This is a genomic window from Candidatus Aramenus sp. CH1, assembly GCA_022678445.1.
Taxonomy (GTDB): domain Archaea; phylum Thermoproteota; class Thermoprotei_A; order Sulfolobales; family Sulfolobaceae; genus Aramenus.
Genome location: JALBWU010000007.1, coordinates 25107 through 51565, shown reverse-complemented (window position 1 = coordinate 51565; position 26459 = coordinate 25107). Strand labels below are relative to the sequence as shown.

Genomic DNA, 26459 nt, shown 5'->3' with positions numbered 1-26459 from the left:
AAACTTCTTCTGAGAGCAATACCTATGATTATAGTAGGAGGGCCAGCCTCGAACGGAATCGACGAGGCTATCTCAAAGATCTTGAGAGCCGACCTAATAAAGGCGGAGAGCAAGGTTTTCCCAGACGGAGAGTCCTACATAAGGTATCCAAGGCCCTTGGGCAACGAGGATGTCGTCATAGTGCAGTCCACTTATTACCCTCAAGACAAACACCTCATAGAGCTCTTCCTGATGGCGGAGACTGCTAAGGACATGGGCGCGAGCAAAGTCACTGCGGTAGTCCCCTACATGGCGTACTTGAGGCAGGATAGGAGGTTCAAGGACGGGGAGGCCTTGAGCGTAAAGACAGTGTTGGGAATACTCAGCCACGTGGGGTGCGACAGCCTCGTCGTGGTGGAGCCCCATCACCAGGACGCGCTGAAGTACTTCAAAGGAGAGGTGAAGCTTGTAGACCCAATTCCAGCTCTAGCCAGGGAAATTAGGAAGGAGGTGGATGACCCCTTTGTCCTTGCCCCTGACAGGGGAGCTTTAAGTAGGGCGGAGAGGTTGGCTAAGGAACTTGGCTCTCCTTTCTCTTATGTGGAAAAGGAGAGGGACAGGACAACTGGGGAGGTAAGGATTAAGGAATTGCCTCAGGGGAACTTGTCGGGGAAGGACGTTGTCCTCATAGACGACATAATAAGCACAGGGGGAACAATGGAGTTGGCCTCCAAGGCATCCTACAAGTTAGGGGCCAGGAAAGTCATAGCTGCAGCTGCCCACGCGCTTTTGGTAAACAGCGCTTTGGATAGGCTTAAGAAGGCAGGGGTCAAGGACGTTATTTCTACTAATTCTGTAAACGTGCAAGGTGACGTCAAGGTTGTGGACATCTCAGAGCTGATAGCAGTGAGGCTATGAAGTACGCAGTGTTAAGCGCAGACGAGCTCTTCGTCTCAATGGCCGAGCTCCTAGCTATAATTAGGAGGGACGCGAGTTTTTTCACGGGAGTTGCCGTTTTTGACGGAGAAAGCAGGAACGTCGCTAGGAGGTCCTCTACGATAAAGTACACGGGAGAGGTACTGGCCATATCTGAGGACTTCAAGGAAATAGTGGACGCCGTTAGGGGTAAGTGCTTTTCAGTTAAGCCCAACGTAATAATGGGCTCAGGGAAGGATGAGTTCCAGCAAGCGTACTCTGAAGTGCTAAAGGCAATTAAGCCCTCGAGGAACTGCGCCGTCCTAGACCTAATCTTCACGGACGGAGTAATCATAGCGGGAATCAGGGAGGAGGAGAGGGATACAAAGAGCATGTTGGCCCATTCCAAAAAGCCCTTTTCCCAGTCGGGGACTATGGATCCCTTTACATCGAGGCTTTTGGTCAATTTGGCAAATCCAAAGAGCTCAATCTGCGATCCCTTCGTGGGACTTGGATCTATTTTGCTGGAGTCGGCGTGGATGGGGTACAAGTGCTTGGGAAGCGACGTCGACCTCAAGGCACTGGACAAAGCTAGGAAAAACCTGGAGTTCTTTAGCTATCAGTGCGAGTTACTACAGTCCTCTGCCACAGCAATGCCCTACAGGGAGGCAGAGGCCATAGTGACAGACCCACCCTACGGTAGGTCGTCAAGTGCCAAGGGAGAGAGCCTGGACATGTTATACGAGGGCTTCTTCTTCAACTCGGCTGAGCTTTTAAGGGAGAAGGGAAAACTTGTCTTCGCTACTGGTTCCAACTTGGAGTGGAGGGACAAGATTAAAAGCGCTGGTTTGAGAGTAGTCTCCATACACTTCATTTACCTACACAAGAGCCTCAGCAGGAAGATATACGTGGTGGAGAAGCCTTGATAGAGATCTTCTTCCTAGGGACGGGAGGAGGTGCGCCATCAAAGAGGAGACTTCCAGCCTACCTCTTCAGGAGGAACGCCTTCAACGTCCTTATGGACTGCGGTGAAGGAACGCAGATAACCATGATAAACCACTCCTTGAGCATAATGGCCATAAAGGTCGTAGCAATCACTCACATGCACGCTGACCACGTGATGGGCCTGCCCGCGATGGTGCAGACGATGAGTATGTACAACAGGAACGATAAGCTGTACGTAATGGGACCTAGCAAGATACAAGAGCTCTTAAAGGCCACGTTTGAGCTCACCCACTTCTACCCCACGTTCAAGATAGAGTACGTCAGCGAGTACGAAGACCAGGAGGTGAGGCTCACTCCTTTCCCTACTAGGCACGTAGTCCCCTCCCAAGGGTACATCCTAGAGGAAAAGGAAAGGGTTAACGTAGACAAGGAGAGGCTTGAGAGAGAAGGGATAAGGGACTGGAGGGTGATAAGACAACTGAAGGAGGGGAAGGAGGTAAAGTTAGGCGACAGGGTGTTAAAGCCTGAGGACTACTTAATCAAGAGGAGGGGCCTGAAGGTAGCCTACACGGGGGATACGTCTTACTCTGACAAGGTAGTTGAGGCGGTCAAGGGGGCAGACCTTCTCCTTCACGACTCGACGTTCTTGGACGACGTAAATGCTGAGGAGTATGGGCACTCCACCGTCTCGGTCGCGGCAGAGGTCGCAAAAAGGGCTGAGGTAAAGAGGCTAGCCCTAGTGCACATAAGCGGGAGGTACGAGGACAACGAGGAGCTGGAAAGGGTAGCTAGGAAGACGTTTAAGTGGTCCTTCGCGCCTAAGGACCTCTCCTATTACGTACTTCGTCAGGGATAGGGTTTTCCCAGAGGGGCCTTCCCCTAGCAGTCTTGGGGGCAAGCCAGTCCACTACCTCCTCGGGGTTCTCGTATTCGATCGTCACTTCAATGGGCCCTAAAGGCGACTCCCTCTCGTCGTCTACAAATGACAGAACCCCGACGCTTGCAGCTTGTTTGTGTATCATGAAGGTTATCTTCTTACCTTGGATCCCCCTCTTCAAGTACTTCCTTGCAGCGTCGAGTATCCTCTCCTCCCTAAGTACTCTGTGCATCTTCTTCAAGCTACTAAGGGAATTGGCCTCAGCAAAAATCACTTTACCGAGTGGTTTTTCCTCAACGCGTATGCTCTCGAAGTCGAAGAAGTTCATTATCGCTATCTTTACCTTGTCCTCGTCCTCAGAGGGTCTAACCTCAGCCACGAAAGTTACTCTAGTCATCTTAATATCCTTTGTATAATTTCTTCCGACCTCCTCTTAAACTCCTCGATCGACGAGTCGTTGAGTACTACGTAGTCCGCCATAGCTATGACTCCCCCTATACCCAACTTTATTTCGTCGAGATCCCTTCTCCTCAACTCTTGGACGTCCTTGGAGTCGTCCTGTCTCATCCTGCTCATCATTCTGGAGTACCTAAGTTGAGGAGGGGAGTGGATGGCCACAATCAGCGGTTCTCCCAGCCTCTTGAACTCCTCCACCTCGTACAAGCTTCTGACCCCCTCAAAGGCAACTAGCTTGGCTGAGGGAGGGACTTCCTCTACGCTCAGCCTCGCCACAACTCCCTCACCGTAGATCTCCCTTATCCTCTTGGCGAAGTCCATTAGCTTTTCGCCGTGCCTCGCCTCCTTTTCGTACCTTTTCCTGAGCACGTCGCCCATGGAGATCACTTGGAAGCCCTTCTCTTTCAACATCTTTGCGAATTCCGTCTTTCCGGAGCCTGGCATTCCAGTAATAAGAATTACTTTAATTATTGACCACCCAAATCTTGTGAATAGAGGTTTAAAAGTATGAGGTTGTTTATAGCAATTAAAATTGAAGGCGTTCCAACAATACTTTCCCTCCTCGAGGACTTAAGACTCATTGGAGCTGACGTGAAGCTCGTCGAGCCGGAGAACGTGCACGTAACGCTTGCCTTCTTGGGGGAAGTGGAGGACTCTAGGGTCGAGACGATAAAGAGGGCCATGGACGGCGTGAAGTTCAACAAGTTTAACGTCACTTTAAGGGGAATGGGCGCTTTTCCCAGCCTCTCTAGGCCAAGGGTAGTCTGGGTCGGGATAGAGAAGGGGTTTAACCAGATGAAGGAGATCAGAGATCAGCTGGTCCAGAACCTCAAGAAGGTTGGAGTTAGGCCAGAGAACGACAACGAGTTCCTCCCCCACGTGACCTTAGGGAGGGTAAAGGGGCCCAGGAATTTGCCCAAGTTGAGCGAGTTCATCACGAAGAACGCCGACATAATTGTGGGGGAAATGGAGGTAAGGGAGATTACCCTCTTTAAGAGTACTTTGACCCCCAGGGGACCCATTTATGAGCAACTCCACTCAGCTAAACCAGGTGCTTAGGGAAGTCCTCTCGAGGGTAAAGCCCACTGAGGAGGATGAACACAAGATAGGGCAGTCCCTCAACGTGGTGCTGGAGAGACTTAAGGGACTCGACGCGCAAGTCCACGGCTCCTTTAGGAAGGGAACCTGGCTGAAAGGGGACGCTGACGTAGACGTGTTCGTCTTCTTCCCCAAGGAAGTGGGTAAGGAGTACTTGAGGACTGAGGCCCTAAAGCTGTTGTTGGAGAGGCTTAAGGGACTGGAAGTGGACATGGCCTACGCTGAGCACCCATACCTAATAACCAGGGTGGAGGGGGTTGAAGTCGACGTCGTTCCCGGGCTAAAGGTGGAGAGCGGGGAAGAGGCGTTGACGGCAGTTGACAGGACGCCGTTCCACACGGAGTACGTGCTGTCCCACTTATCAGATGAGCAAAAGGACGAGGTGAGGCTCCTCAAGAGGTTTTTGAAGGGGATAGGGGTGTATGGAGCGGAGATAAAGGTTCAGGGTTTCTCAGGTTACGTCAGCGAGTTGCTCGTGGTAAAGTACGGTACCTTTGTGAGAGTCCTGGAGGAGGCTAGGAAGTGGAGGAACCCAGTCAAGGTAGAGCTTGTGAAGCCCAAGAAGGAATTTGACTCCCCGGTAATAATCCCAGACCCCGTTGACCCTAGGAGGAACGCGGCAGCAGCGGTTTCCCTCAAGAGCCTAGCTACATTCGTCATAGCCAGCCACTTCTTCCTTAAGGACCCCTCCATCAGCTTCTTCTTCCCACCGGAGGTAAAGGACGCTAGGCTAATGGGAGACGTATTGGTCACGAAGGTGTACATAGAGGAGAAGGGCGTGGAGGACGTGCTCTGGGGACAGGTCTACAGGAGCATTGAGAGGATAAGAAATGAGCTCAAGGCTAAGGGCTACAGGGTAATTGACGTTAAAGGCTATGGCGACTCCAGCGTTGTGACAATAGCCGTGCAACTTGAGTCGCGCTACGTGGGCAAATACAAGCTAAACCAGGGCCCCTCCTTTTACCTAATAAGCTCTGTGGAGGACTTCGTGGAAAAGAACGAAAACGTCTGGGTAGGCGAGGACGGTAAGCTCTACTCCGTAAAGGAGAGGAAGGACGCGTTACCGGAGGAAATAGTTAAAGCCTCGCTCACGTTAAAGTATAAACATAGGATAGAGCAGTACTGGTTGGAAGAGGAGCCAGAGGAGCCTTGCCTGAGGAGGTTTTTGAAAAAGACCCCAACTTGGTTGAAATAAGGGCGTTTATATACCCTAGGTTCGACGAGGGAATATACAAAGAGTTAGTGGAAAACGGCATAACCCACGCCTACTCCTTCGGCGGAGTACAGTACGGGAAGCTTAAGGTATTGGGCAAAGGGAAGACAGGAGTTGTAGTGCTCCTAGACAGGGACAAGGCAGTAAAGATCAAGCGCGCAGACTCTCCCAAGGAGGGCTTGGAGCTGGAGGCAAGGATACAGGAGATGGCATATCCCTCCTCCCCAAAGGTATACCTTTACGGGAGAAATTTCATTGTTATGGAGTACGTAAGGGGCAGAACTCTGACGCCGAAGGACTTTGGAGTTCTGCCAGACCTCTTAGCTAGGGCAAGGTATCTGGAGGAGGTAAAAATAGAACACTTAGAGCTGTCCAGGCCGTGGAGGAACGTTCTAGTCACTGGGGAGAGGACTTACATAATAGACTACGACTCCTCCCAAGTCAAGGAAAACCCGAACAACGTAACTAAAGTCCTTTCTGCCTTCAAGTTGTACGAACTAGCAAGGGAGTACAAGAAAGGGAGGGATCTAAGGAAAGTCCTCTCTACCTTGACAGAACTGCTACCTTCTTCCTCAAGGCGATCCTTATTTCCTGCATAGTCGGGGTAGAGAGCTGATGTCCGCACTTGGGGCACCTACCTCCGTAAATGGATTTAATTTCCGACGGAGTCCTAACTCCGTAAAAGTCTTGACCCACCTTCTCGAACCTGTAGAGTTCATATCCGCAATTTTTACACTTGTATACAACGGGAATTTCTAACCACCTATTTATTGCTTTTCCAGTCCAATGCTTTAATATATACTATACGTATTACCCTTCCGATATTATTTTCCTTACCAAGGCTTATATGGGGGGAGAGTTAACCGAAAGTAATTATATTATGGCTATCATAACTTTTAAATGCAAGGATATCTGTCTAAATGTGGGGGGCCGTAGTCTAGCATGGACTAGGATGCCAGCCTGGGGATAAGTTCCCTAACCACCAGAACGCTGGTGGTCCCGGGTTCAAATCCCGGCGGCCCCACCTAACTTGTACTGTACTACCCTTACTGTCGCTAGGACAGCTATGCCTATTACGATCATTATCGCCGAGGCGGTCACCGCTACCCCTGGGCCGTAATAACCAAAGTACTCGTATATCTGGATGGGCGCAGGGGTAACGCCGTTAAATGGCCCTCCCAACACGTAGTACGATATGATGGCGATGGAACCGAACTCGCTCATGGCCCTAGACATGGCAACGAGGAGGGACGTCACGATCCCCTTATATGACATTGGGAACACGACGGAAAAGAAAGTCCTGAGCTCTCCAGCCCCAAGGCTCCTCGCGTAATTCTCGTATGATCTGGGGAGGGAGTCGAAGAAGCTCTTCAAGCTCTTAATGTAGATGGGCGCTGAGACCACCACCAACGCCGATGTCAACCCTAGGTATGTGTCGAAGAAGTTTATCCCCAAGCTTCTCAGGAAGTCCCCTATTGGGGTGTAGGGGCTGTCCAAGAACACTAAGGCAACCCCTACGATGGGGTGGGGTATTGATGCAGGGACGTCAGCTAGGGAGTCGGCGATGAGATCCCTGTTCCTGGAGAGGTAGTAGGAGAGCAGGGTGAAGAGGGCGAAGTCCACTGCGACTGCAGTGGCAGAAGAGGTGACCGTGAGGAGAACGCTATTCAAGAAGGTTGAGGAGTAAGCTTGTGGTGAATTGAAAACGAAAAAGCCCATGTATACTAGGACTAGTACGGGAAGGGATAGGAGGAGGGCTAAAAAAATCCCTATTGCCTTTAGTACCCTCATGAAGAGTTCGCCACTTGTAAGTATCCCTCTGAGATTAATTGGGCTATCTGTGGTGGGACTGCGGTAGTGTTGAACAGGAAGGCAGGCTTCAAGGGGGCCAGCCCGTACTGTGATAGTATGTTGGAGTGCTCTACCACGAAGATCACGAACTGGATGGCCTCGTTGTAGTTGTTGGTCGCCTTAGGTACAGTGATGTACAAGTAGATGGGGGAGCCGTGGGCTATCCCTGTGGCGAGCTTGTAGGTGAAGTTGTAGTAGAAGTTAGCGTAAGCGGGGTCTCCTAGGTTCAGCTGGTCGGGAAGCTGGACGTATCCTAGGTGCTTGGCAATTGCTGCGGATTTGTAAATGAAGAGGAAGTTTATGTTGCCTGCGGTTAGGTCTGGGACGAGTTCCGCAGCGTTTGAAGCTGTAACGTTACCTTGGTTATCCAGCATCCTGTCGTAGTAGTAGGACATGTTGTGCTGGTACAAGTAACCCGCTATCTCCAGCACTATCCACGCCCTGCAACCGGCTGGGTCTGTGTTGGGGTCAGAAATGCCTACCTTGACTTTACCACTTGTTAAGATGGTGAAGAACCCTGACCAGTTCCCGTTCTGGGCGTCCGTTAAGGCCTCCTTGGCGTACTGGTTGTTTATGCTTGCATTAGTATACGCGATCGATAGCTGGTCTGCTACGAAGGCTATTGCCCACCCGGAGTTGTATTGGCCTAGGTCTGTCGTCGCTGCGCTTAACGCTACCGGCATAAATACGGTCACTCCAGCACTTGATCCCTCTGTCTCTATTTCGCGAGCGAGCCCAAAGGATCCTCCACCTTTTGCCATCAGTATTGGGATTCCAGTCGAGTTGCGGAAGGCGTTAAGCAAGGTCTCAGCCTCTGCCGTATACGCGTCCGCTACCCACACGGAGATCGGAGTTTCAGAGCTCGGGGTGATGGTAGTTGAGCTGGTCGGAGTGGCGGTTGGGCTAGTTGTAGTAGTGGTGTGGCTCTTTGGGATCAACAAATATACTGCAACTCCAACAATTATTATTACTACTACAGTTATTCCTACAAGAGTTGTCCTATTCATGTGGATCTAATCTAATATACATATTATGGTTTAAAAATATTTCCAAAGGTAAATATCCTTAAAAAGATTTATTTCTAGCTAAACCATTTACTTACAATCCTATATGTAATAGACTGGAAAAGGTTAGAGAATTTCAGAAAATACGGGTCAAGTAATAACTTAGAGGGCACATAAATTTCCCTCTTACCCGTCTTTATCGCCTTTACCACGGCGTCCGCCACCTTCTCTGGCTCAACGGCGAACTTATCGAAGGAGTTCTTCACTCCCTTGAACGAGGGATGGGAGGAGAAGTTGGTCTTTACGGGCCCAGGGTAAATTCCTGAGACCTTTACGTTGAACTTCCTCGCCTCGGCCCAAAGGCCGTTTGTTAAGCTAGCCAGTCCTGCCTTCGTAGCGGAGTACACGAGGAGTTTAGGAGACGAGACGTAGGCTGCCTCAGAGACTATGTTGACTATGTTGCCCCTCCTCTTAGAGATCATGGAAGGCAGGACAAACTTGGTGAAGTAGATTGGCCCGAGGAGATTGGTTTTCACCATGTACTCCTCCTCTTCTAGCGGGGTCTCGTGGAAGGAGCCGTAGACTCCAAAGCCGGCGTTGTTCACTAGCACGTCTATTGCAGAGAACTTCTCCAAGGTCTCCTCAACTATTTTCTTGACCTCGTCCTTGTTGGAGACGTCTGCCACGTATTTCACGTCGCCCATCTCAGGAGGAGTCCTGGAAACCGCGACCACGGTGTACCCGAGCTTTTTGAGCCTTAAAGCAACGCTCTTCCCTATTCCCTTTGAAGCTCCAGTGACCAGGGCGATCATTTACTCTAGAACACCGCGTAAGTTTAAGAAGGTTTTCCCAAAAGGAGGAGCCGCGGCCGGGATTTGAACCCGGGACCTTTGCCTCCCCGGTACTCAAATACCAGGGCAACGCTCTAGCCAGGCTGAGCTACCGCGGCACTTTATAACTAGTAAAGGGATGGCATTTAAAATTTTAGCGTCATTTTCCGGAAAACTTTTTGCCGACCCTCATGTGCTTATAAGCCCCACGCCTCACATGGACGAGGTAAGGCTGTTCGCAGTGTTAATTGAAATACTGAAGGAAAGGATGCCGGAGGACTGCGGAGAGTTGTTGGACGACAACTACAAGCTGTTGCTCAAGGAAATAAAAAGGAAAGGGCTAGACGCGGTATTAAGGGAGTGGTTAGGGGAGGAGGGAGAGGTCATCCTTGTTGAGCGAAGTTGAACAGCTGGCCTACCTCTGCCGAGGCTTCCTCTACGTCTTTTATTGAGTCTATTGACCTCCAGTACACGTCCTCGAACTTCTTACCGCACAGTAGGCCTCTCTCCGCAAGCTTGGGGAAGGTGGTTTTCTCCATGTCTCCCTTCTCCGGAAGGTACTCCAGTATTTTTGGCGAAAACAAGTAGACTCCAGCGTTAATCCAGAACTCCTTTAACACTGGTTTTTCCACGAACTTCACTACCTTTCCGTCGTTCGTCTGAACTACGCCATATGGGCTCCTGAGGGGGACTAGGGATATGGTAGCTATGCACTCGCCCACGTTCAGCCTCCTAACGTCTATGTTGGTTATTATGTCCCCGTTTACCACCACGAACTCGTCGTCTATCACTTCCATGGCCTTCTTCACTGCACCCCCAGTACCGAGGGGCTCGTTCTCTACCACGTGAATAAACCTAACCCCTAGCCTCCCCTCGTTCTCGGTGAGCCAGTTGATCAGCGTCTCCTTCTTGTAGCCCTCGGAAATGACGAACGTTCTGACCCCCATGCTCTTGAGCCAAGTCACCTGCCACTCGATTATCGGCCTCCCGGCTATCTCCACCATGGGCTTGGGCTTATCGTCGGTGAGGGGCCTTAACCTCTTCCCGAAGCCGCCTGCTAGGATTATGGCTTTCACAGGATAAATTCTCTGTCGTAGAATATTTTAAATGTTTTCGGAATATTTTATACCCTCTAGTTCTAGTAATTTCCTCTTTATTTCAACTCCCCTTGAATACCCCCCTATGCCGTTCTCGCTCACGATCCTGTGGCAGGGTATGATCAAGAGGACGGGGTTCTTTGACAGGGCAACTCCAACAGCTCTAGGCGACGAACCAATAGCCTCCGCTATCTCCTTGTACGTCTTAGTCTTGCCCCACGGCACCTTCATGACCTCCTTGAACACCCTAAGCCTAAACTCGTTGACCCTTAGGGATAAAGGTTCCCTTAGGTCTACCTCCTTCCCCTCGAAGTACTTGTCCAGCTTGTGGAAGAAGTCGGCGAAGGCGGAGTTGTCCAGCAACTCCCTCTCGGCACAGTCGCAGAAGTCCAACATCATGAAGCCCTTCTCGTCCCTAGCTACGGTAATTGGGCCCAAAAAACTCTTGTAGATTCCGTAAACTATCATTTGAGGCTCTCAATAGCTGTATTGGTGGGGCTCCTATTTAATACCTCCTTGAGGAGCTCGGAGGTAAACCTCTCTACGTCCACTCCCCTTACCTCTACGTTGCCCCTAGCCCTCACGGTGACCTTGCCCTCTGCCATTTCTCTCTTCCCCACCACCAGTATGTAGGGAACCCCGTCGTCGTAAGCTCTCTTTATCCTCTTTGACAGGGTGTCCTCCACGTCCACTTCGACCCTAACCCTGAGGGATTTGAGCTTGTTGGCTATGGTCTCAGCGTAACCTCTCACCTCCTCGTTTATTGGCAACACCCTTACCTGCACTGGGCTCAGCCAAGTTGGCAACTTCCCCCTGTAGTGCTCCAGCAGGATGGCCATGATTCTCTCCAAGGAGCCATATATCGCCCTGTGTACCATCACTGGCCTCTTCAGTTTGCCGTCCTTGTCCTTGTACTCCAACTTGAACCTTTCAGGCAGGTTGAAGTCGACTTGGATTGTCGATAGTTGCCACCACCTCCCTAGGCTGTCCCTTATGTCAAAGTCTATCTTTGGTCCGTAAAAGGCCCCCTCCTTCTCCTTGACCACGTACTTAATCCCGAGCTCGTTCAACGCGTCAACTAGGCTCTTGGTTGCCTTTTCCCAGAGCTCGTCAGAGCCTATGCTCTCGTCTGGCCTCGTGCTCAAGTTTATCCTAACGTCCTCTCCCTTGAATCCCAGTTTCTCCAAGACCTCTAGGGTCTTCTTCACCAGAGTCTTTATCTCGTCCTTTAGCTGGTCCTCACTCAGGAAGATGTGCCCGTCGTCTTGAGTGAACCCCCTTATCCTCAGTAGGCCGTAGAGCTCCCCCTTCTTTTCCCACCTGTAGACGTTGCCGAACTCCGAGAACCTTATTGGCAAGTCCCTGTAGCTCCTCGCCTTTGACTTGTATATCAAGATGTGGGCTGGGCAGTTCATTGGCTTTATCCCCAGCTCGTCGTCCTCGTGGGTAAAGATGAGCATCTTGTCCTTGTACATCTCGTAGTGCCCGCTTATCTTCCACAGCACCGTCCTGTACACGTGGCTGGTGTAGACCTCCTGGTAGCCCATGGAGTCGTTTATCTCCCTCATATACTGGATCAGCTCGTTCCTAATTAGTTGTCCCTTGGGGTGGTAAAGGACTAGGCCAGGCCCCGCTTCCTCGTGGAAGCTGAAGAGGTCCATCTTTTCGCCGATTATCCTGTGGTCGGTCTCGGAGGCCCTCTCCAGCCAGCCTAAGTAGTCCTTCAGCTGTTCCTCGGTTTCGAACGCCACGCCCCTTATCCTAACGTACTGCTTTTCCGCGGAAGGGTGGTGGACTGAGATGTTCAGGATCTCAAAGTACCTCGGGTTCCCCTCTGGCTTTGCGTCAGAGGCAACAACTACTGACTGCCCCTTATATGAAAAGGAGTTCCCCTCCATCTTCACTTCGCTCTGCTTAAAAACAGCGTACTTCTTTGCCTCCTCTAGGCTCATGGAGCTCTCGGACTCCACGTCAACGTAGAAGTCCCTTTCTCCCAACCCTACCTCAACTACCCTCTTGTTGTCGTCTATCAAGTTCAGCGCTAGCGTTATACCCCCTTTAAGCCACAGTCCCTTGTAGTGCTCTAAGCTCATAGTACAGCTTTATAACACAACGCGATAATAAGTTTTAGGTAATGGCCGATATCTTGATCATTGCCAGCGGAGGGGGGCACACGGGTTTTGCGAGGGCGGTAGCGCAGTACTTGGAGCAAAGGGTTGACTTCGTCATCCCCAAGGGCGACGAGAACAGCAGGAAAGTCCTCTCCCCCTACGCGGAGAAGATCTACGAGGTGGAGAAAGGCATAGAGCCCAACTCCTTTTCGGCGTTGAAGTTGTTAAAGTCCTTCGCCTTGAGCTCAAGGATAAGGAAGTATAAGGTGGTGGTAGCCACTGGGTCTAACCATTCCTTGTTCCCTTCCTTCTTCCAGTTCTTGAAGGGGGCTAAGGTCTTTGCCATCGAGAGCCAGGACAGGATAGTGACCAGGGGTAAGGCAGTGAGCGTGATATCCAAGTACTCTAAGGCAGTGTTCTTGCACTGGGAGGAGCAGAAGGACCTTTACAAGAACGGCCTAGTGGTTGGGCCAATAGTGGAGAAGCCGAAGTACGAGTCAAGGGACGAGGGTTATGTTCTGGTCACGGCTGGTACAGAGGGGTTCCTTAGGCTGTTCGACAAAGTGGCTGAACTGGGCGTGAAGAACGTGGTCATGCAGACGGGAAAGGTGGACCCAAGCAAGTACAAGAGGGAAGGGTGGAGGGTCTTCTCCTTTGACCCAGACCTAGAGAGGTACATAGCAAACGCCTCTCTTGTGCTAACCCATCAGGGGAAGACGGCCATGGAGGCAGTAGTTATGTATGGCAAGCCAACGGCAATAGTCTACAACAGCAGTCTAGTTAAGGCCACCACAGAGAAGGACGTGGAGCTGTACGCCAAGATCTTGGGAGCCAGGTTTCTCCCAGACCCCGTCTTCTGGAGAAGTAACGAGGATTTGCTGGAGTTCTTGGAGAGGCCTACTAAGCCAAAGTCGTTTACACCGGGCACTGGAAAGCTGGCAAAAGTGGTCCTAAGTGAGACTTCTTGAGATTCTAGAGGAGAACAAGGGACTCTTGGTCAAGATGGGTTGGATCGTGGGAGACGCAACGTCGTACAAGTGGTGGGGGGGCCTAGATACCCCAGATAAGATAGCCATATCTGCCTTCCTTGTTCAAATGACGAAGTGGGAGACTGTAAAGAGGGTAATTGAGAGGCTAGAGGCGAGGGGGATACATAAGGTAGAGGACATCTCCTCCCTTTCCCTTGAGGAACTGGACGAGTTGATCAAGGCCGTGAACTTCCACAGGACGAAGGCAATAAGGCTCACTAAGTTCTCCATTAAGGTCAAGGAGTTTGGGGGTCTGCAGAAACTCCTAAAGGTAGAAAACAGGGAGCTCTTGCTCTCAATGGAGGGAGTTGGCGAGGAGACTGCAGATTCCCTCCTACTATTTGCCGGGAACAACTTAGTCCTACCTCAGACCGAGTACTTGAGGAGGGTACTGGGAAGGGTCTTGGGCAAGGAAATGAGGAAGAGGGAAGCGAAGGAGGAAGCAGAGAAGTTCCTACTAAGGGATCTGTACTACTATAAGCTCTTTCACGCGGGAATGGTAAGCGTGGGAAAGGCCTTCTGTAGGCTTACCTCTCCAAAGTGCGAGGGATGCGTTTTTAAGGGTTTGTGCAAATATATTAATTTATGAAACTTTATGAATTTGAAGGTAAGTATCTGTTTTCCCGCGTAGGTATAAAAGTTCCTAGGGGGGTTTTGACAACAGGGCACGTGGAGTGGAAGGGAACTGCAGTAGTCAAGGCCCAAGTGCTTGAGGGCTCTAGGGGAAAGAGGGGGTTGGTTAAGGTAACCGACGACGTCAACTCTGCCATAGACGAGCTGAAAAGGGAGGGAGTAGAGAAAGTCCTAGTGGAGGAATTCGTCCCACACGAGAGGGAGGTCTACGTCTCAGCGTTGATGGACAGGGACTCTGGGGAGCCAATGGTGATAGCCTCAAGGCACGGAGGAGTGGACGTGGAGAGCTCAAAGGACCTGTGTAAGAGAGTCATCCCAATGGAAAGGGGAGTAATGCCCTACGACGTTATCGCCTTTGAAAAGTACTTGGAGGTTAAGGGGCTTGACGCAGTGATCAAGGGTCTCTACTCCCTGGTGGTGGACTACAACGCCGAGCTAGCTGAAATAAACCCTTTGGCTGTCACGGGTTCCGGGCTGGTAGCTCTGGACTCAAAGGTCATCCTAGATGACAACGCCCTCTACAAGCACGAGAACTTGCTCAAGGAACTAGGCAGGAGCTATTCTCCGGACTCCTACGTGGAACTGGAGGGGGACGTAGGCATAATAGGGAACGGGGCAGGGCTCACGATGGCCACCATGGACTTGGTAAAGCTACTAGGTGGAAACCCCGCGGACTTCATGGACGTTGGTGGTGGGGCGGACGCTGAGAGGGTGAGGTACTGCGTGGAAAAGGTGGGGAGCAACCCAAGGGTAAAGAAGATGATAATAAACATCTACGGCGGTATAACGAGGTGCGACGACGTCGCTAGGGGGATCGTGGAGGCCTACTCCAAGGTTAATAAGCCCATATTCGTCAGGCTAGTGGGGACAAACGAGGAGGAAGGCTGGAAGATACTCCAAGGTCACGGGATAAAGGTATATAACAACGCGTTAGACGCGGTGAGGGATGCGCTACGTTAGTGGACAGGAACACAAGGGTACTTGTCCAAGGGATAACGGGAAAGGAAGGCTCCTTTCACACTGGGCAGATGTTGGGTTACGGCACGAAGGTGGTAGCAGGGGTCTCCCCAGGGAAGGGAGGTAGCCAAGTACATGGCGTTCCAGTTTACGACACCGTGGAGGAGGCGCTAAAGGAGCACGAGGTTGACGTCAGCATAGTCTTTGTACCAGCGAGGTTCGCGGTCAACGCAGTGTACGAGGCTGTAGACAGCGGGATAAGGTTAGTCATAGTGGTGACGGAGCACATACCCGTGGTGGACGTGGCGAGGGTCGTAAAGTACGCCAGGGAAAGGGGTACGAGGGTGGTTGGCCCCAACTGTCCCGGCGTAATAGCCCCAGAGGAAACTTTAATCGGCATAATGCCCCCAAGGGCGTTCAGGAGGGGAAAGATAGGGATAGTGTCTAGGTCTGGCACCCTGACCTACGAGGTGGCAGAGATCTTGAAGGAGTACGGCCAGTCCACGGTAATAGGGATAGGCGGAGATCCCATAGTTGGCACGACAATGCAGGAAGTGGTGGAGATGTTCGACCGTGATCCCGAGACAGAGAAGATCGTGGTTATAGGGGAAATCGGGGGGACCATGGAGGAACAAGTCGCCAAGATGAAGAAGGAGGGGAAGGTCAAAAAGGAGATAATAGCTTACATAGCTGGGAGCACAGCTCCAAGGGAAAAAAGGATGGGACATGCAGGGGCAGTGGTGTACATGGGCATGGGCACCTACGAGAGCAAGGTGTCCGCGTTCAAGGAGGTGGGCATAAAAATAGCTAAGACACCTTACGAAATAAAAGACTTAATTTAGGAGCTTTTTGGCTTTATCGTTATTGTCCCGGACTCCTCGTCTACCTCCAAGGTGTACTTTGTGCCGAACTTTTCCACCATGGACTTAGGTATGTAGAGGTTCAATGGAAGGGTGTAGTACTCGTACTCGTACACCTTGCCCCTCACTGACTTCTTTCCTATTAGTCTTTTTGCCTCTACTTCTCTCTCTTTCATAAGATACGATATCCATTTACTCTTTTTAAAACTTTTCCGCGTTTGTACTTTAAAGGATTGCTATACGACTAATTTGATTTTGAAAGATTTAAATTCTTTAGTTAGAGATCAAATAAAATAGATGTAAATTTTATTAATGCTGTGACTGTATAGTATTAGTAGATTTATTATTTAGATTAAGGTTAATAAAGTTTTATGAGATTATTTTACCTAGATGGTGCAGTCCTCTTACACGACGTTGATCCGGTGAAATGGCAGGAACTTGTGGTCCCGTGTTAAAAATTAAAGCGACCTCAGCTGTTTAGACTTATGAACCCTGTTCACATCCTGGCTAAGAAGGGAGACATAGCGGAGAAGGTAGTGGTAGTGGGAGATCCTGGTAGGGCAACTATTCTGTCCTCTTTGCTAAGCGAAGCTAAGCCGGTCAACCAGAATAGGGGCTTCCTCATATACACTGGGTACTATAATGGCAGTAGGATAAGCGTAGCTACCCACGGCATAGGAGGTCCATCTGCTGCGATAGTACTTGAGGAGTTGATAATGCTAGGAGGTAAGGTGTTCGTTAGGTACGGGACTACCGGAGCATTAGTAGAGGACATAAACTTGGGAGAGTACGTTATACCCACTGGAGCCTCGTACAACAGCGGTGGGCTTTTTTATCAATACTTCGGCGAAGGCGCAAGCGTTGCCGCGACCCCTGACTACGGGCTCTTGAGCGCTTTGGTCAAGTCCTTCCAAGAGAGCAGCCTAAAGTTCCACGTTGGGAACGTCTTCAGCAGTGACGCCTTCTACGCTGAGGACGAGCACTTCGTAAAGAGATGGTCTTCAAGGGGGAACATAGCAGTTGAGATGGAGTGTGCAACGCTCTTTGCCCTAGGTAAGCTCAGGAACGTGAAAGTGGGGGCAGTGCTGGTGGTAAGCGATAACCTAGCCAAGGGAGGTATTTGGATCTCCAAGGAAGACCTAGAGAAGAGCGTCATGAGAGGGGCAGAGGCAGTGATGAGTGCACTAACGTCCTTCAACGCGTATTAACCGGGAGAGAGAAAAACTAGTATGAAACTCATTAGGGACCCAGTGCACGGCTACATTGAGGTTCCAGACAAGTTTCTCCAGGTCATCTCCGCTCCCGTTTTCCAGAGGCTTAGGTACGTTAAGCAGACTGGACTAGCCTACATGGTCTACCCTGGGATGAACCACACCCGCTTTGAGCACAGCCTTGGGGTAATGTACCTAGCGAGGGAGTTCGCGAAGTTCATAGCTGATAACTCCAAGTTAGACTTCGTCGACGAGGACTACGTGGAACTGGTTGCCCTAGCCGGGCTCTTACATGACGTTGGTCACATGCCCTTTTCCCACACCTTCGAGAACGCGTTAATCTTGGCGAAACACGTCTACGGCATGGACGTGGAGGAGTACGGCAAGAAGACCCACGTCAGGGTTGGGGAAATGGTCGTGAGGAACTTCCTTTCCCACGTTATAGACAAGGAGTTCTCCAAGAACATGTCTGACCCCGTCGACTTCGTGGTTAGGGTCTTGGAGGAGAAGCCTAGGACTGAGGAGGAGAAGTTCGCTAACCTAGTGGTCTCCAACTTCGTGGACGCTGACAGGGGAGACTACCTGCTGAGGGACTCCTATTATGCTGGAGTGACCTACGGCTACTTCGACGTGGAGAGGTTGAAGAGGTTCTTAGTGTACGTTGACGGGAAAGTCGCCGTGATCTCCAAGGCTGTCCCCATAGTTGAGCAGTTTCTTTTGGCAAGAATGTACATGTTCGAGAACGTCTACTTCCACAGCGTAGTGGGGCTTTACAACGCTATTGTTTCCCACGCAATAGTGAACTTGATGGAGAAAGGGCTCAGGGTACCGGAAGACGAGAAAGAGTTCTCCGTGTTCACGGACGACATAGTCCTGTCCAGGCTGAGTGATGTGGACGAGAGGCTGAGGAACGCAGTGCTTTTCCGCAAGGGGTTTAAGAGGGTGAAGAAGGACGTCACTGGGAAATGTCTCGACCTCTTCTCTTCTCGCAGGGAAGAGATATACGAGAAAATGAGGGAGTACAAGGGGCTCTTAATATACCACGAGTTTAACGATGTGCCCTATTACGAGGAGAAGGACGAGGCGCTCTACGTCTATGACGGAGGAGAGGTAAAGAAGCTAACTGCGATCTCGTTGATAGCCAAATCCTTAAAGGAGATTAGGAAGGCGGTCATAGGGTACCACGAGACCGTGGAGGACAAGGCAAGGGAGTTAGTTCAGCTCCTAGAGGAGTGCAAAACCCTTGGTCCTTGACCTACCTTGGAGGTGATTATCCTGTTTACGCCAATGCTTTTGAGGAACTCCACAACCTCGTCCACGTAAGGCTCTAAAGTGAGCACGTGGGCGTTCTGCCCCGCGTCGAATGTGTATCCAGCCTTGCCGAACTCCTGGACCCACTGCATTATCTCGAAGTCGACGTCGTTTAAGTAGAAGAAGGAGGGCCAGGAGTCAAGGATTACAGCGTGCATGCTGTTGCTGTGCCTCATCGTGAGCTCGAAGAACTTTTCCGCGTCCCTCCTCCTAATGCTGTCCACGACGTCTGGTAGGGTCTTCTCAACGAACTCGAGCCTACACTTGAGCAAGTAGGAGGACTCCGTGGTCGTGTTCATCCCCTGCCTAGAGGAAACCTTCTTCTTCCCCTCGCTGACTATTGCTATCACGTCCACCAGTTCCTGCCAGTGGTCCTCTTGGAAGAGCTGATGGCACACAGAGTCCTCTCCATCCTCTCTCTCGCCTCTTTCCCAGATTACGAAGCCCCCAGCGGTGCTTCTGCAGGCGCTCCCAGAGCCTATCCTGGCTATCTTGGAGAGCTCCCTCTGGTTGAGCCCGAGCCCGAGGGCCTCGTTGGCCGCGTAGGTTAAGGCGGCTATCCCGGCAGCTGATGACGCTAGGCCAGAGGAGTCGGGGAAGTTGGTCTCAGAGTAGACATTAGCGTAAATTCTTCTGCCGTAGATCCTCCTGAACGCCTCTAACACCTTCCCAGAGTAATCCCTCATCTCCCTTTGGTCAAGCGTCCTCCCGTTAACTACCACTACGTCTCTGTCGAGCCCCTCGTCGAAAACCACCTTTGTCCTCGCGTATATGGAGTCCAAGGAAATGGAGAGCGACGAATTTAACGGCAAGTTTAGCTCCCTATTCCTCTTTCCCCAGTACTTGACTATGGCTATATTCGAGGGAGCTACTGCCTCTGCCTCACTCCTCAACTTTGAGACCCCCTTCACTCTCTTTCACATTAAGCACCTTTATTCCCATCTTTTCCCACCTCTCCCTTACTCTCTCTAGTTCCTTCCCTAGGGCGAAGACTACGTCTCCTCCTGCCGCCCCGGGCATTATAGATACCCACGCACCCTCTTCCATCGCTGCCTCCATTATCTCCTCGTCCCTCTCAGACTTCAGCTTTACTCCAACGACTTCTTCTGCAACGTAGTTCAAGAAGTTCCACGCGTTGTTTACGTGAACACATGCCTCGTCTACTTTGCCTAGCTTCAGCAAGTTTATCGCAGTTTTATTCTCTCTGTCGAGCTCCTCCATGTACTCCTTAAACTTGGGGTCTCCGCTTTGCATTACAAACTTCTCCACCAAGTTTACCGTGCTAGCGCTCCTCCCAGTGAACCCCAAGATCATATCGTAGTCCCCTAGCTTTAGGGGTTCTACGTAGGAGTCCACACTTTCCACGTCTGTAAACCTCCTGTATACAATGCTACCGTATGTGGCAGACGCTATGTCGAACCCGCTCCCTATTCCTCTCTGCCTTGTGTAGTTTGCCTTCTGCGACAGTTTGTACACCTCGTCCACGTCAACTCTCCCGGTAACCTCCTTGTACGCGCATGCAGTTAAGGCTACGGTAGCTGCTGCAGAACTGCCCAGACCCACCTTTTTCCCGTCTATCTCGAACCCTGGGTCGTTCATTAACTTCACGTGCATTTTAGGGAACTCGCCGAACTTCTCTTTCACGACGGAGATTACGCTCTTAACTAAGTCGTTCCCCTCGGTGAAGGTACCGTAGGACGTCTCAAAGAGTAGTTTGTCCCTCCCCACTACTTCGCATCTAACCCTTCTGTCCACTGCAATTACGTGTGAGAACCCTCCGAAGACCACAGAGTAACTGCCTATCCAGAGGATTTTCCCTGGTGCCGAGATCATCTGGTGCTCTTTTTATTCCCGGCTTAATAACACTAAGTCATGGAATTTCTAGACAAGAAAAGCAGGCTTGTGTTACAGCTGATAGCCCAGGGAGGGCCTGGGGGGCTGACCTTGAGTCAGCTCAGGACGTCATTGGCTTACATAGTATCTGAGGGCACTTTGTCCTCTATTCTGGAAAACTTGTACTTTTCCAACTACATCAACGTCCTGAAGGACGGCCAGGAGGTTAGGTACATAGCCAACAACGAAGTAAGGAACGCCATGATAGCCTTAGAGCTGCAGAAGTTCAAGATAACTAAGTTCCTGGAAGGCGTTAAGAAGAAGACAGAGGAGCTTTCCAAGCAGGACAAGGCAATTCAGCTGGAGGAACTTAGGAAGCTAACTCAGGAGGGGCTGAGCGTAGTGGCACAAGGTCTCTTTTCCCTGCTTAAGGACAGGCCGGAGCTCTCAGTGCCCGAGTACGTGGAGTTGGTCGACTTACTGAACAGGGAGTTCTTCTCGAGGACCCTGCCCCTGCTTGGGTCGCAGACTTCCCAGGAGGAGTTAGAGAAGTTCCTGTCGTTGGTGTCTAGGTATAAGGGAGAGGTAGAGGCTGAGGTGCTCAAAAAAGCCCTAAACGCCCTTAAAGGGGAGCAGAAGCCTTGACGTATTAGAACAGGACGTATTAGAGCAATAAGTTTTTATAGAATCAGTATATTATTTGATCACATGAAATACAGGAGAGACCAGCTCGATATTTTTGTTGACGTGTTGGAAGTAATAAACGGCGGCATGGGAAGCAAGTCGGGGATAATGAAGAACGCTAATCTCAGTAGTGTCCTCGCAGAAAAGTACACGTCGATTTTAGCGGAGAAGGGCCTAATAACTTACAAGGACGGCAGGTACGAGATAACGGAAAAGGGGAAACAAGTGTTGGAGAGGCTAAGAAGAATAAGGAGGCTCCAACTGGAAATAGATGAGCTTATAAATTCCGTTTCTAAAGAATTGTTTTAATGGAATTAGTTTCAGCAGTACCAGACGAAGCTACCTTGTACGAGCTGGGTTCTATACTGCTAATTGAGTTTGTGTCATCTTATTACGTGCTCATGAAGAAGTTCCTCCCAATTAGGGAAAAGTACAGGGAGATAAGGAAACTGCTCCTGCTAAGGGTGTTTAGGTCGCTGGTGGAGTTCCTCGGTTCAGATGACTTATTAGAGGAAAGTATGGTATCCTCCTCTTTGAACATATCCGACGAGGACTTCATGGACTACTTTGAGGGAAAGCTAAAGTCGATCAGGGACGGGGTGAGCTACTTAAACAAATCCATGGAAGTCCTAGAGGGGTTTGAGGTGAAGTTCAGGAGGATTCAAGTGTACTTCGACGAGGTAAAGTACCTTATTGGAATAGCGTTTTCACTAATGGTAGCTAGCCTACTGTTGTTACTAGCGGGGGTTGGTGGGACTAATGCCTATTACGTTCCGATTGTGATGGTAGGGATATCAATGGGACTGGAGGTTCTGGGACTGTACTATACTATCCTCTCAATAATAGCGGTGACAGGGTTAAAGAAGGAGATCTGGCAGACTGCAAAGCTAAAGGCTAAGAGTAATACTTTGTTGGGTCTGAGATCTTAGCTTCCCTAAACGCCATTTTCCTCATTTCGCACTGGCTACACTTTCCGCAGTGGTACCTCTTCCCCAAAACGCAGGAATACGTCTTCGAGGGATCTAGCCCGCTCATGACGCCCAGCTTTAGTATCATTGGCTTGCTCATGTGGAGGAAAGGCATGCTCAACCTCACCCCCAAGACCTCCCCCAACCTCCTCATTTCCTCCAAGATCTTGGGCTTGTTGGTCTCATAGACGCACTCGTCGCTCACTGTAGGGAATATGACCTCATCGTAGCCTCTCTCCTTCGCGAAGACCAAGGCAAAGCTTAGCAAGATCACGTTCCTGTGCCTTATCGGCTCGTGTGGCCTTAGCCAGTCTGCGTCGTAGAAGTGCCTTCCCATGTCCTTTACATTTACGTATATCAGTTTCTTTCCCAGTTCACTGCATATCTCCCTTGCGGACTTAAGTTGCATCGCGTTTGCCCTTTGCCCGTAATTGACGTAGAGGCAGTCCATGAGCTTGTCCTTGAAGTAGTACGCAGCCGCAGAAGAGTCAAGCCCGCCTGAAATGAGTAGTAGGCTCCTCACGCTTATTTAAATACTTGGTATAAAAAATAAACTTATGTCAAGTATTGAAAACGAGGCAAAGAAGTTAGCCTCAACTTACGCAAGGTGGCTCAGGGACCCAGAGGACGCCTTGTTTGGGAGCGGTGGGAAGGGCGTTGTCCAGATAATGTACGCCAAGATAAAGGAGGCCAAGACCAAAGACGAAATCCTCAAGATCCTCGACCTCGCCCAGTACCAGATGAAGACCCCTACCTTTAACGACATGACTAGGTTTATCAACGAGTTGCGAAATAAGATATCTGGAATGAGCGACGAGGACGCCATCAAGTTTACAGTTGAGGTCTTCCGTTACTTCCAGATAGCCCTCTTCACCAAGCTCGACGACATAAGGAGGGGGGTATGGGCATAAATTAGATATAATAGTTTTTTGCTAAAATAAGCAAACATTTATATATTTGTTTTTTCCATATATAATGTGAGATAAGTATGGAAGTAGAGAAACTAAAAGTGAGGTTACCCTCGGGTAAAGAGGTGGGGCTAATAGAGGCTCTGGGCTTCTGCTACGACATTTCGGACACCGACTTCCTGGTGCTGAAGACCCTCATAAACGCCGGGGAGAAGACAGAGGACGAGCTCGCCAGCCTCCTGAAGCTCAGCAAGGCGTCTATTAACAGATCTGTAAATAAGCTCATATCCGTGGGCTTTGTAGAGAGGGTAAAGGATCAGAACTCCAAGGGAGGGAGGCCTAGGTACATATACAAGCCGTTGGAGCCTACTCTAATCACTCAGAAGATAGCCAAGGACTTCGACTACTGTGCTAAGCTCTTCGGCAGCTTAGTGCCAAATGAGCTTTTAAAGTAGCCGTCCGGGGGTTTTTAAAGACAAAACAGTTTATTTCATTTTCTCGTCCCTTTATTGCTCCTAGAGAGTTTGTTGTTCTGGTTTTCCCTTACAGTTGACAGCAAACCTGTCGGGCTCCCTGGAGAAGGCTATTTGGCACAGCTCCGTGTCGAAGTAGTAGGTTACTTCATTGTACTGCACCTTGTACGGAGTGCATTCAGCCTCAAAAAGCCTATTGCACACGGGGCAGACTACTTTCATATTTTCCTTCTGATGCAAACTTTTTTTAAGTTTTTCTTCTTTCATTAAAATATGGAGGAACTCAACCTCGTTGACAAGGAGTGCCCTGAACCTTTCCTAAGGACAGTGGGGAAGTTAATGCAGATGAAGGAAGGTAGGCTAAAGGTAATCTACAAAGATCCCAAGTGCGACGAGATGATAATGCAGGCAGTAGACCTAATGAGTTGCAAGCTAATAGAACACAAGCAAAACGGTAATATCTTTGAGGTTGTGTTAGAAAAGGTCAGCGACAAGAAGCCCAAAAAGGTGGAACTAAACGGCTGCTGAGCTAATCCTCTTTGCGCATTCCTGCAAGTCGTTTCTTATTTTGCTCCAAAGGTTCTCCGTTACTGAGTAGTCGAACTTTGGCCTCCCCACCTTCTTCTCGTCCCTCTTTATCCTCTCCACTAAGCCAACTTGGATGAGCTTCTTTAGGCTTCCCTCTATTGTCGTCTTACTCACTCCCATGATGCTGGAGAGCTCCATAGAACTGACCGGTCTTTTCAACTCGATAAGCTTAAATAGTACATCTACGTCAGTATCACTAAGTTTGTAGCAACACTTGATGCTGTGCCTCTTTTCCTTGTCGTTGATAACGCTTTCCATAAATAAAAAGTCTGAAAGCTTCTTTAAAAATTTATTAGTTTTTTTACTTTTTATTAGTCAGTGGCTCCGGCGTCTTCCCCATTATCTTCTTAACGTACTCCTTGTACATGCACCTATCTTGTATAACTATTAGTCCGTTCTCCTCCGCAAGCTTAGCTGCCTCGTCGTTCCTTATGCCTTCCTGGAGCCAGATTGCCTTTACGTCACCTCTCTGCTTCTTCCTCTCTATTACCTCTTGGACTATCTTGGGGACCTCGGAGGATGGCCTAAATACTTGTACCACGTCTATTTGATCTGGGACTTGCATGATGGAGGGATAGGACTTCCTGCCCAAGATCTCGTCCACCGTGGGGTTCACGGGGATTACGTTGTAGCCGTGCTCTATTAGGAACTTGGGCACTTGATGAGAGGGTTTCGTCGGGTCCTTTGAGAACCCGACTGTGGCGATGTTCTTGAACTTTAACACTTGGAGGATCTTGTTTTCGCTCATTCTCTCAAGAGAATAGGGATTTTTCCCTTAAATACTTGTTATAGAAATGAGTAGAGATGGAAGTTGCCGTAATATGGGACGATAGGTTTGGCGAGATCTCCTTTTCGCACCCCATGATAAGGGATGTGGCGAAGGCGAGGATAAGGAAGTTCTACGAACTCGTAAAGTGCGAGGACTACGTGATCTTCGTGAGGCCAGAGTCAGCACCAAGGGACGCGTTGACCATGGTCCACACTAAGGAATACTTGGAAAAGCTGGAGAGGGCGAGCCAAGAGCCTCACATAGGCTTCCTCGACTCCGGGGACACTATCCACTATCCTGGGATGATGGAGGACATCCTACTGGTAGTGGGGGCCTCTCTGACTGCGGTCAAGCTCTCCAAGTTCTTCGACAGGATTTACATACCTCTTGGGGGCTTCCACCACGCCTTCCCTGACAGGGCCATGGGCTTCTGCCCAGTAAACGACATAGCTATTGCAGTAAAGCTACTAGAGGAAAAGGGAAGGGTTGCCATCATCGACGTGGACGCCCACCACGGCAACGGCCTACAGTACTTGTTTTACGACAGATCGGTGTTAAAGGTAAACGTGTTCGCCTACGACGGGAAGTTCTTCCCGGGGACTGGGCACTACAGCGAGAGGGGTGTTGAGGAGGGAAAGGGGCTAAACTTCAACGTCACACTCCCCCTGGGCTCTGGGGACGACGCGTTCCAGGAGGCCCTAAAGGTCCTCGACGTAGTTTACGACTTTAAGCCCGACTACCTCGTGGTTTTGGCTGGAGTAGATGGCCACAAGGACGACGGCCTCAAGTCGCTTAACTTGACCTCCAACTCCTACAACCTGCTTGGTTACAAGGTAAGCAGGTTGGCAAAGGAGGTTGGGGCAAAGGTCGTCTCCTACGGTGGAGGAGGTTACGGGGAGTACTCCGCCTACTGCATGTTGGAGTTCGTCAGGGGGCTTAAGGGAATAAGGGAAAGGACAGAACCAGAGACTGAGGACAAGGAAAAAAGAGAATACGTTAGGGGTATTGTCTCGTACTTACTCTCTGAAGGCCTTCCCAGTAGCCTTAAGCAGTGACGTCATCACGCCAAGGGCGTACGAGGTATCCTTGTCTGAAGTCAATCTCAGCAGGCTCATGGCTCCAACCGGCTTGACGTTTGGTAAGTCGGCTGCCCACATCTTCATGGCCTTGCTCATCTTCTCCATAACGCCCAGCATGGTGTCCAGGAACTGTGGATCCGCCATCACGTCCATCAGCTTCATCATCCTGTCCATGACGCCGGACTTCTGCAACTCAGCTAACTTCTGCATCATTCCTATCATAGAGTCTATGTCCATCTGCATTAACGTCTTCACGGTCTTCTCGTCGGTGAGCTTCTTCAGCAAGGGCATCGCCGTCTCCATCGCTCCGAGGAGTCCCTCCACGTCCATCTGCTGTATCAAGTTCAGTGCTCTCTCGCTGGTGAGCTTCTGCATCACTGGTGTGAGCTTCTCCAGTGCGCTCAGCATTGCGTCCACGTCCATCTGCTGTATCAAGTTCAGTGCTCTCTCGCTGGTGAGCTTCTCTAACAACGGCCACACAGCTTGTACTTTCGGCAACTGGTCCATGCCAAAGGCTATCAAGCTGTTTATCAAGTCCGCCTTCTGCACTGCGTCAACTATGGAGAGTACTTGGTCTGTGAGGTTCATTACTAGGTCAAGCTGTCCCTTTTTGTCCAACTCCTCCATCTTGTCAACTAGCTTTTCCACAGTGGGAAGCGCTTGCACGAACTTGTTTATTTTCTGCAAGTTTTCCGGCTTTAATAGCACCTCTAGGGGGTCTTCCACGTTTGACATAGGTATTCCTCAATTATGTATATTTTTAAGTTAAATAACCTTTTAT

36 protein-coding genes and 2 tRNA genes are annotated in these 26459 nt (G+C 50.2%); 21 read left to right on the top strand and 17 right to left on the bottom strand.

Annotated elements, in window-relative coordinates; genetic code table 11:
• The first annotated feature begins 24 nt into the window (after window positions 1–24).
• Genes MPF33_06245 through MPF33_06235 form a run of 3 tightly spaced genes read left to right on the top strand, consistent with a single transcriptional unit; the run spans window position 25 to window position 2695 of the window.
• Window positions 25–897, top strand: coding sequence for a ribose-phosphate pyrophosphokinase (locus MPF33_06245; GenBank protein ID MCI2414831.1), 873 nt, complete (start codon window positions 25–27; stop codon window positions 895–897).
• Window positions 894–1820, top strand: coding sequence for a methyltransferase (locus tag MPF33_06240; protein MCI2414830.1), 927 nt, complete (start codon window positions 894–896; stop codon window positions 1818–1820). The genes MPF33_06245 and MPF33_06240 overlap by 4 nt, the downstream gene beginning before the upstream one ends.
• Window positions 1817–2695 (top strand): ribonuclease Z, encoded by an 879-nt coding sequence (locus MPF33_06235; GenBank protein ID MCI2414829.1) that lies wholly within the window; start codon window positions 1817–1819, stop codon window positions 2693–2695. The genes MPF33_06240 and MPF33_06235 overlap by 4 nt, the downstream gene beginning before the upstream one ends.
• Here the strand turns inward: MPF33_06235 and MPF33_06230 are convergent.
• Both MPF33_06230 and MPF33_06225 read right to left on the bottom strand, forming a co-directional pair.
• Complete coding sequence (locus tag MPF33_06230) at window positions 2658–3113, bottom strand: hypothetical protein (GenBank protein MCI2414828.1); 456 nt, start codon at window positions 3111–3113, stop codon at window positions 2658–2660. The two genes, MPF33_06235 and MPF33_06230, sit on opposite strands and share 38 nt — an antisense overlap.
• Entirely contained in the window at window positions 3110–3616 is a 507-nt protein-coding gene (locus MPF33_06225; GenBank protein ID MCI2414827.1) for an AAA family ATPase, read from the bottom strand. The genes MPF33_06230 and MPF33_06225 overlap by 4 nt, the downstream gene beginning before the upstream one ends.
• A 63-nt stretch (window positions 3617–3679) precedes the next feature.
• Between MPF33_06225 and thpR the strand changes: the two genes are divergently transcribed.
• The 4 genes from thpR (at window position 3680) to MPF33_06205 (ending at window position 6507) form a co-directional block, all read left to right on the top strand.
• Complete coding sequence (gene thpR, locus MPF33_06220) at window positions 3680–4231, top strand: RNA 2',3'-cyclic phosphodiesterase (GenBank protein ID MCI2414826.1); 552 nt, start codon at window positions 3680–3682, stop codon at window positions 4229–4231.
• The gene (locus MPF33_06215) at window positions 4197–5465 is read left to right on the top strand and encodes a CCA tRNA nucleotidyltransferase (GenBank protein MCI2414825.1); all 1269 of its coding nucleotides are present in this window, start codon (window positions 4197–4199) and stop codon (window positions 5463–5465) included. Before thpR ends, MPF33_06215 begins: the two co-directional genes overlap by 35 nt.
• Window positions 5420–6082, top strand: a complete 663-nt coding sequence (locus MPF33_06210) for a serine/threonine protein kinase (GenBank protein MCI2414824.1) — start codon at window positions 5420–5422, stop codon at window positions 6080–6082. The genes MPF33_06215 and MPF33_06210 overlap by 46 nt, the downstream gene beginning before the upstream one ends.
• A 327-nt stretch (window positions 6083–6409) precedes the next feature.
• Window positions 6410–6507, top strand: a tRNA-Pro gene (locus MPF33_06205).
• Here MPF33_06205 and MPF33_06200 read toward each other — a convergent pair.
• The 4 genes from MPF33_06200 to MPF33_06185 form a co-directional block, all read right to left on the bottom strand.
• A complete protein-coding gene (locus tag MPF33_06200) occupies window positions 6489–7202 on the bottom strand; it encodes an ABC transporter permease (protein ID MCI2414823.1) in 714 nt (237 codons plus the stop codon). The genes MPF33_06205 and MPF33_06200 overlap by 19 nt on opposite strands.
• Window positions 7203–7270: 68 nt before the next feature.
• Entirely contained in the window at window positions 7271–8341 is a 1071-nt protein-coding gene (locus MPF33_06195) for an extracellular solute-binding protein (GenBank protein MCI2414822.1), read from the bottom strand.
• A gap of 74 nt (window positions 8342–8415) precedes the next feature.
• Window positions 8416–9150: an SDR family oxidoreductase gene (locus MPF33_06190; protein MCI2414821.1), complete on the bottom strand. Its 735-nt coding sequence runs from the start codon at window positions 9148–9150 to the stop codon at window positions 8416–8418.
• A gap of 48 nt (window positions 9151–9198) precedes the next feature.
• Window positions 9199–9287, bottom strand: a tRNA-Thr gene (locus tag MPF33_06185).
• Between the two features lie 98 nt (window positions 9288–9385).
• Here MPF33_06185 and MPF33_06180 point away from each other — a divergent pair.
• On the top strand, window positions 9386–9574 hold the full coding sequence (locus tag MPF33_06180; GenBank protein ID MCI2414820.1) for a hypothetical protein: 189 nt from the start codon (window positions 9386–9388) through the stop codon (window positions 9572–9574).
• Here MPF33_06180 and MPF33_06175 read toward each other — a convergent pair.
• The 3 genes from MPF33_06175 to thrS are packed head-to-tail and all read right to left on the bottom strand — an operon-like array spanning window position 9552 to window position 12358.
• On the bottom strand, window positions 9552–10253 hold the full coding sequence (locus MPF33_06175) for a nucleotidyltransferase family protein (GenBank protein ID MCI2414819.1): 702 nt from the start codon (window positions 10251–10253) through the stop codon (window positions 9552–9554). The genes MPF33_06180 and MPF33_06175 overlap by 23 nt on opposite strands.
• Before the next feature lie 18 nt (window positions 10254–10271).
• Window positions 10272–10733: a methylated-DNA--[protein]-cysteine S-methyltransferase gene (locus tag MPF33_06170; protein ID MCI2414818.1), complete on the bottom strand. Its 462-nt coding sequence runs from the start codon at window positions 10731–10733 to the stop codon at window positions 10272–10274.
• Entirely contained in the window at window positions 10730–12358 is a 1629-nt protein-coding gene (thrS, locus tag MPF33_06165) for a threonine--tRNA ligase (protein ID MCI2414817.1), read from the bottom strand. The genes MPF33_06170 and thrS overlap by 4 nt, the downstream gene beginning before the upstream one ends.
• 41 nt (window positions 12359–12399) lie before the next feature.
• Between thrS and MPF33_06160 the strand changes: the two genes are divergently transcribed.
• Genes MPF33_06160 through sucD form a run of 4 tightly spaced genes read left to right on the top strand, consistent with a single transcriptional unit; the run spans window position 12400 to window position 15836 of the window.
• On the top strand, window positions 12400–13344 hold the full coding sequence (locus MPF33_06160) for a polysaccharide biosynthesis protein (GenBank protein ID MCI2414816.1): 945 nt from the start codon (window positions 12400–12402) through the stop codon (window positions 13342–13344).
• On the top strand, window positions 13331–13993 hold the full coding sequence (locus MPF33_06155; GenBank protein ID MCI2414815.1) for an endonuclease III domain-containing protein: 663 nt from the start codon (window positions 13331–13333) through the stop codon (window positions 13991–13993). Before MPF33_06160 ends, MPF33_06155 begins: the two co-directional genes overlap by 14 nt.
• The gene (locus tag MPF33_06150; protein ID MCI2414814.1) at window positions 13990–14997 is read left to right on the top strand and encodes a succinate--CoA ligase subunit beta; all 1008 of its coding nucleotides are present in this window, start codon (window positions 13990–13992) and stop codon (window positions 14995–14997) included. Before MPF33_06155 ends, MPF33_06150 begins: the two co-directional genes overlap by 4 nt.
• A gap of 32 nt (window positions 14998–15029) precedes the next feature.
• On the top strand, window positions 15030–15836 hold the full coding sequence (gene sucD / locus MPF33_06145) for a succinate--CoA ligase subunit alpha (GenBank protein ID MCI2414813.1): 807 nt from the start codon (window positions 15030–15032) through the stop codon (window positions 15834–15836).
• Here sucD and MPF33_06140 read toward each other — a convergent pair.
• Complete coding sequence (locus MPF33_06140; protein ID MCI2414812.1) at window positions 15833–16030, bottom strand: hypothetical protein; 198 nt, start codon at window positions 16028–16030, stop codon at window positions 15833–15835. The two genes, sucD and MPF33_06140, sit on opposite strands and share 4 nt — an antisense overlap.
• 309 nt (window positions 16031–16339) lie before the next feature.
• On the opposite strand from MPF33_06140, the gene MPF33_06135 reads away from it, so the two are divergent.
• A complete protein-coding gene (locus tag MPF33_06135; GenBank protein MCI2414811.1) occupies window positions 16340–17062 on the top strand; it encodes a purine-nucleoside phosphorylase in 723 nt (240 codons plus the stop codon).
• Between the two features lie 21 nt (window positions 17063–17083).
• Window positions 17084–18319 (top strand): HD domain-containing protein, encoded by a 1236-nt coding sequence (locus MPF33_06130; protein ID MCI2414810.1) that lies wholly within the window; start codon window positions 17084–17086, stop codon window positions 18317–18319.
• On the opposite strand, the gene mvaD is transcribed toward MPF33_06130, so the two are convergent.
• Window positions 18283–19269 (bottom strand): diphosphomevalonate decarboxylase, encoded by a 987-nt coding sequence (gene mvaD, locus MPF33_06125; protein MCI2414809.1) that lies wholly within the window; start codon window positions 19267–19269, stop codon window positions 18283–18285. The two genes, MPF33_06130 and mvaD, sit on opposite strands and share 37 nt — an antisense overlap.
• Window positions 19259–20209 (bottom strand): GHMP kinase, encoded by a 951-nt coding sequence (locus MPF33_06120; GenBank protein ID MCI2414808.1) that lies wholly within the window; start codon window positions 20207–20209, stop codon window positions 19259–19261. The genes mvaD and MPF33_06120 overlap by 11 nt, the downstream gene beginning before the upstream one ends.
• Window positions 20210–20248: 39 nt before the next feature.
• On the opposite strand from MPF33_06120, the gene MPF33_06115 reads away from it, so the two are divergent.
• From MPF33_06115 to MPF33_06105, 3 genes are all read left to right on the top strand, one after another.
• A complete protein-coding gene (locus MPF33_06115; GenBank protein ID MCI2414807.1) occupies window positions 20249–20854 on the top strand; it encodes a hypothetical protein in 606 nt (201 codons plus the stop codon).
• 63 nt (window positions 20855–20917) lie between these two features.
• Window positions 20918–21202: a winged helix-turn-helix domain-containing protein gene (locus MPF33_06110; GenBank protein ID MCI2414806.1), complete on the top strand. Its 285-nt coding sequence runs from the start codon at window positions 20918–20920 to the stop codon at window positions 21200–21202.
• On the top strand, window positions 21202–21822 hold the full coding sequence (locus MPF33_06105; GenBank protein MCI2414805.1) for a hypothetical protein: 621 nt from the start codon (window positions 21202–21204) through the stop codon (window positions 21820–21822). Before MPF33_06110 ends, MPF33_06105 begins: the two co-directional genes overlap by 1 nt.
• Here the strand turns inward: MPF33_06105 and MPF33_06100 are convergent.
• Window positions 21788–22384 carry a 7-cyano-7-deazaguanine synthase gene (locus MPF33_06100; GenBank protein MCI2414804.1) on the bottom strand — a complete coding sequence of 199 codons (597 nt, stop codon included), beginning with the start codon at window positions 22382–22384 and terminating at the stop codon, window positions 21788–21790. The genes MPF33_06105 and MPF33_06100 overlap by 35 nt on opposite strands.
• A gap of 19 nt (window positions 22385–22403) precedes the next feature.
• On the opposite strand from MPF33_06100, the gene MPF33_06095 reads away from it, so the two are divergent.
• Both MPF33_06095 and MPF33_06090 read left to right on the top strand, forming a co-directional pair.
• Window positions 22404–22772, top strand: a complete 369-nt coding sequence (locus tag MPF33_06095; protein MCI2414803.1) for a hypothetical protein — start codon at window positions 22404–22406, stop codon at window positions 22770–22772.
• A gap of 77 nt (window positions 22773–22849) precedes the next feature.
• Entirely contained in the window at window positions 22850–23224 is a 375-nt protein-coding gene (locus tag MPF33_06090) for a MarR family transcriptional regulator (protein ID MCI2414802.1), read from the top strand.
• Window positions 23225–23284: 60 nt separating this feature from the next.
• Here MPF33_06090 and MPF33_06085 read toward each other — a convergent pair whose 3' ends face one another.
• Window positions 23285–23464, bottom strand: a complete 180-nt coding sequence (locus MPF33_06085; GenBank protein MCI2414801.1) for a YHS domain-containing protein — start codon at window positions 23462–23464, stop codon at window positions 23285–23287.
• A gap of 51 nt (window positions 23465–23515) precedes the next feature.
• On the opposite strand from MPF33_06085, the gene MPF33_06080 reads away from it, so the two are divergent.
• Window positions 23516–23770, top strand: coding sequence for a sulfurtransferase TusA family protein (locus MPF33_06080; GenBank protein MCI2414800.1), 255 nt, complete (start codon window positions 23516–23518; stop codon window positions 23768–23770).
• Here MPF33_06080 and MPF33_06075 read toward each other — a convergent pair.
• On the bottom strand, window positions 23756–24088 hold the full coding sequence (locus tag MPF33_06075; GenBank protein ID MCI2414799.1) for an SMC-Scp complex subunit ScpB: 333 nt from the start codon (window positions 24086–24088) through the stop codon (window positions 23756–23758). The genes MPF33_06080 and MPF33_06075 overlap by 15 nt on opposite strands.
• A 43-nt stretch (window positions 24089–24131) precedes the next feature.
• A complete protein-coding gene (locus tag MPF33_06070) occupies window positions 24132–24578 on the bottom strand; it encodes a CoA-binding protein (protein ID MCI2414798.1) in 447 nt (148 codons plus the stop codon).
• A 56-nt stretch (window positions 24579–24634) separates the two neighbouring features.
• Between MPF33_06070 and MPF33_06065 the strand changes: the two genes are divergently transcribed.
• Window positions 24635–25654 carry a histone deacetylase family protein gene (locus MPF33_06065; GenBank protein MCI2414797.1) on the top strand — a complete coding sequence of 340 codons (1020 nt, stop codon included), beginning with the start codon at window positions 24635–24637 and terminating at the stop codon, window positions 25652–25654.
• Here the strand turns inward: MPF33_06065 and MPF33_06060 are convergent.
• Window positions 25616–26413 (bottom strand): DUF1641 domain-containing protein, encoded by a 798-nt coding sequence (locus MPF33_06060; GenBank protein MCI2414796.1) that lies wholly within the window; start codon window positions 26411–26413, stop codon window positions 25616–25618. The two genes, MPF33_06065 and MPF33_06060, sit on opposite strands and share 39 nt — an antisense overlap.
• Window positions 26414–26459 lie beyond the last annotated feature (46 nt).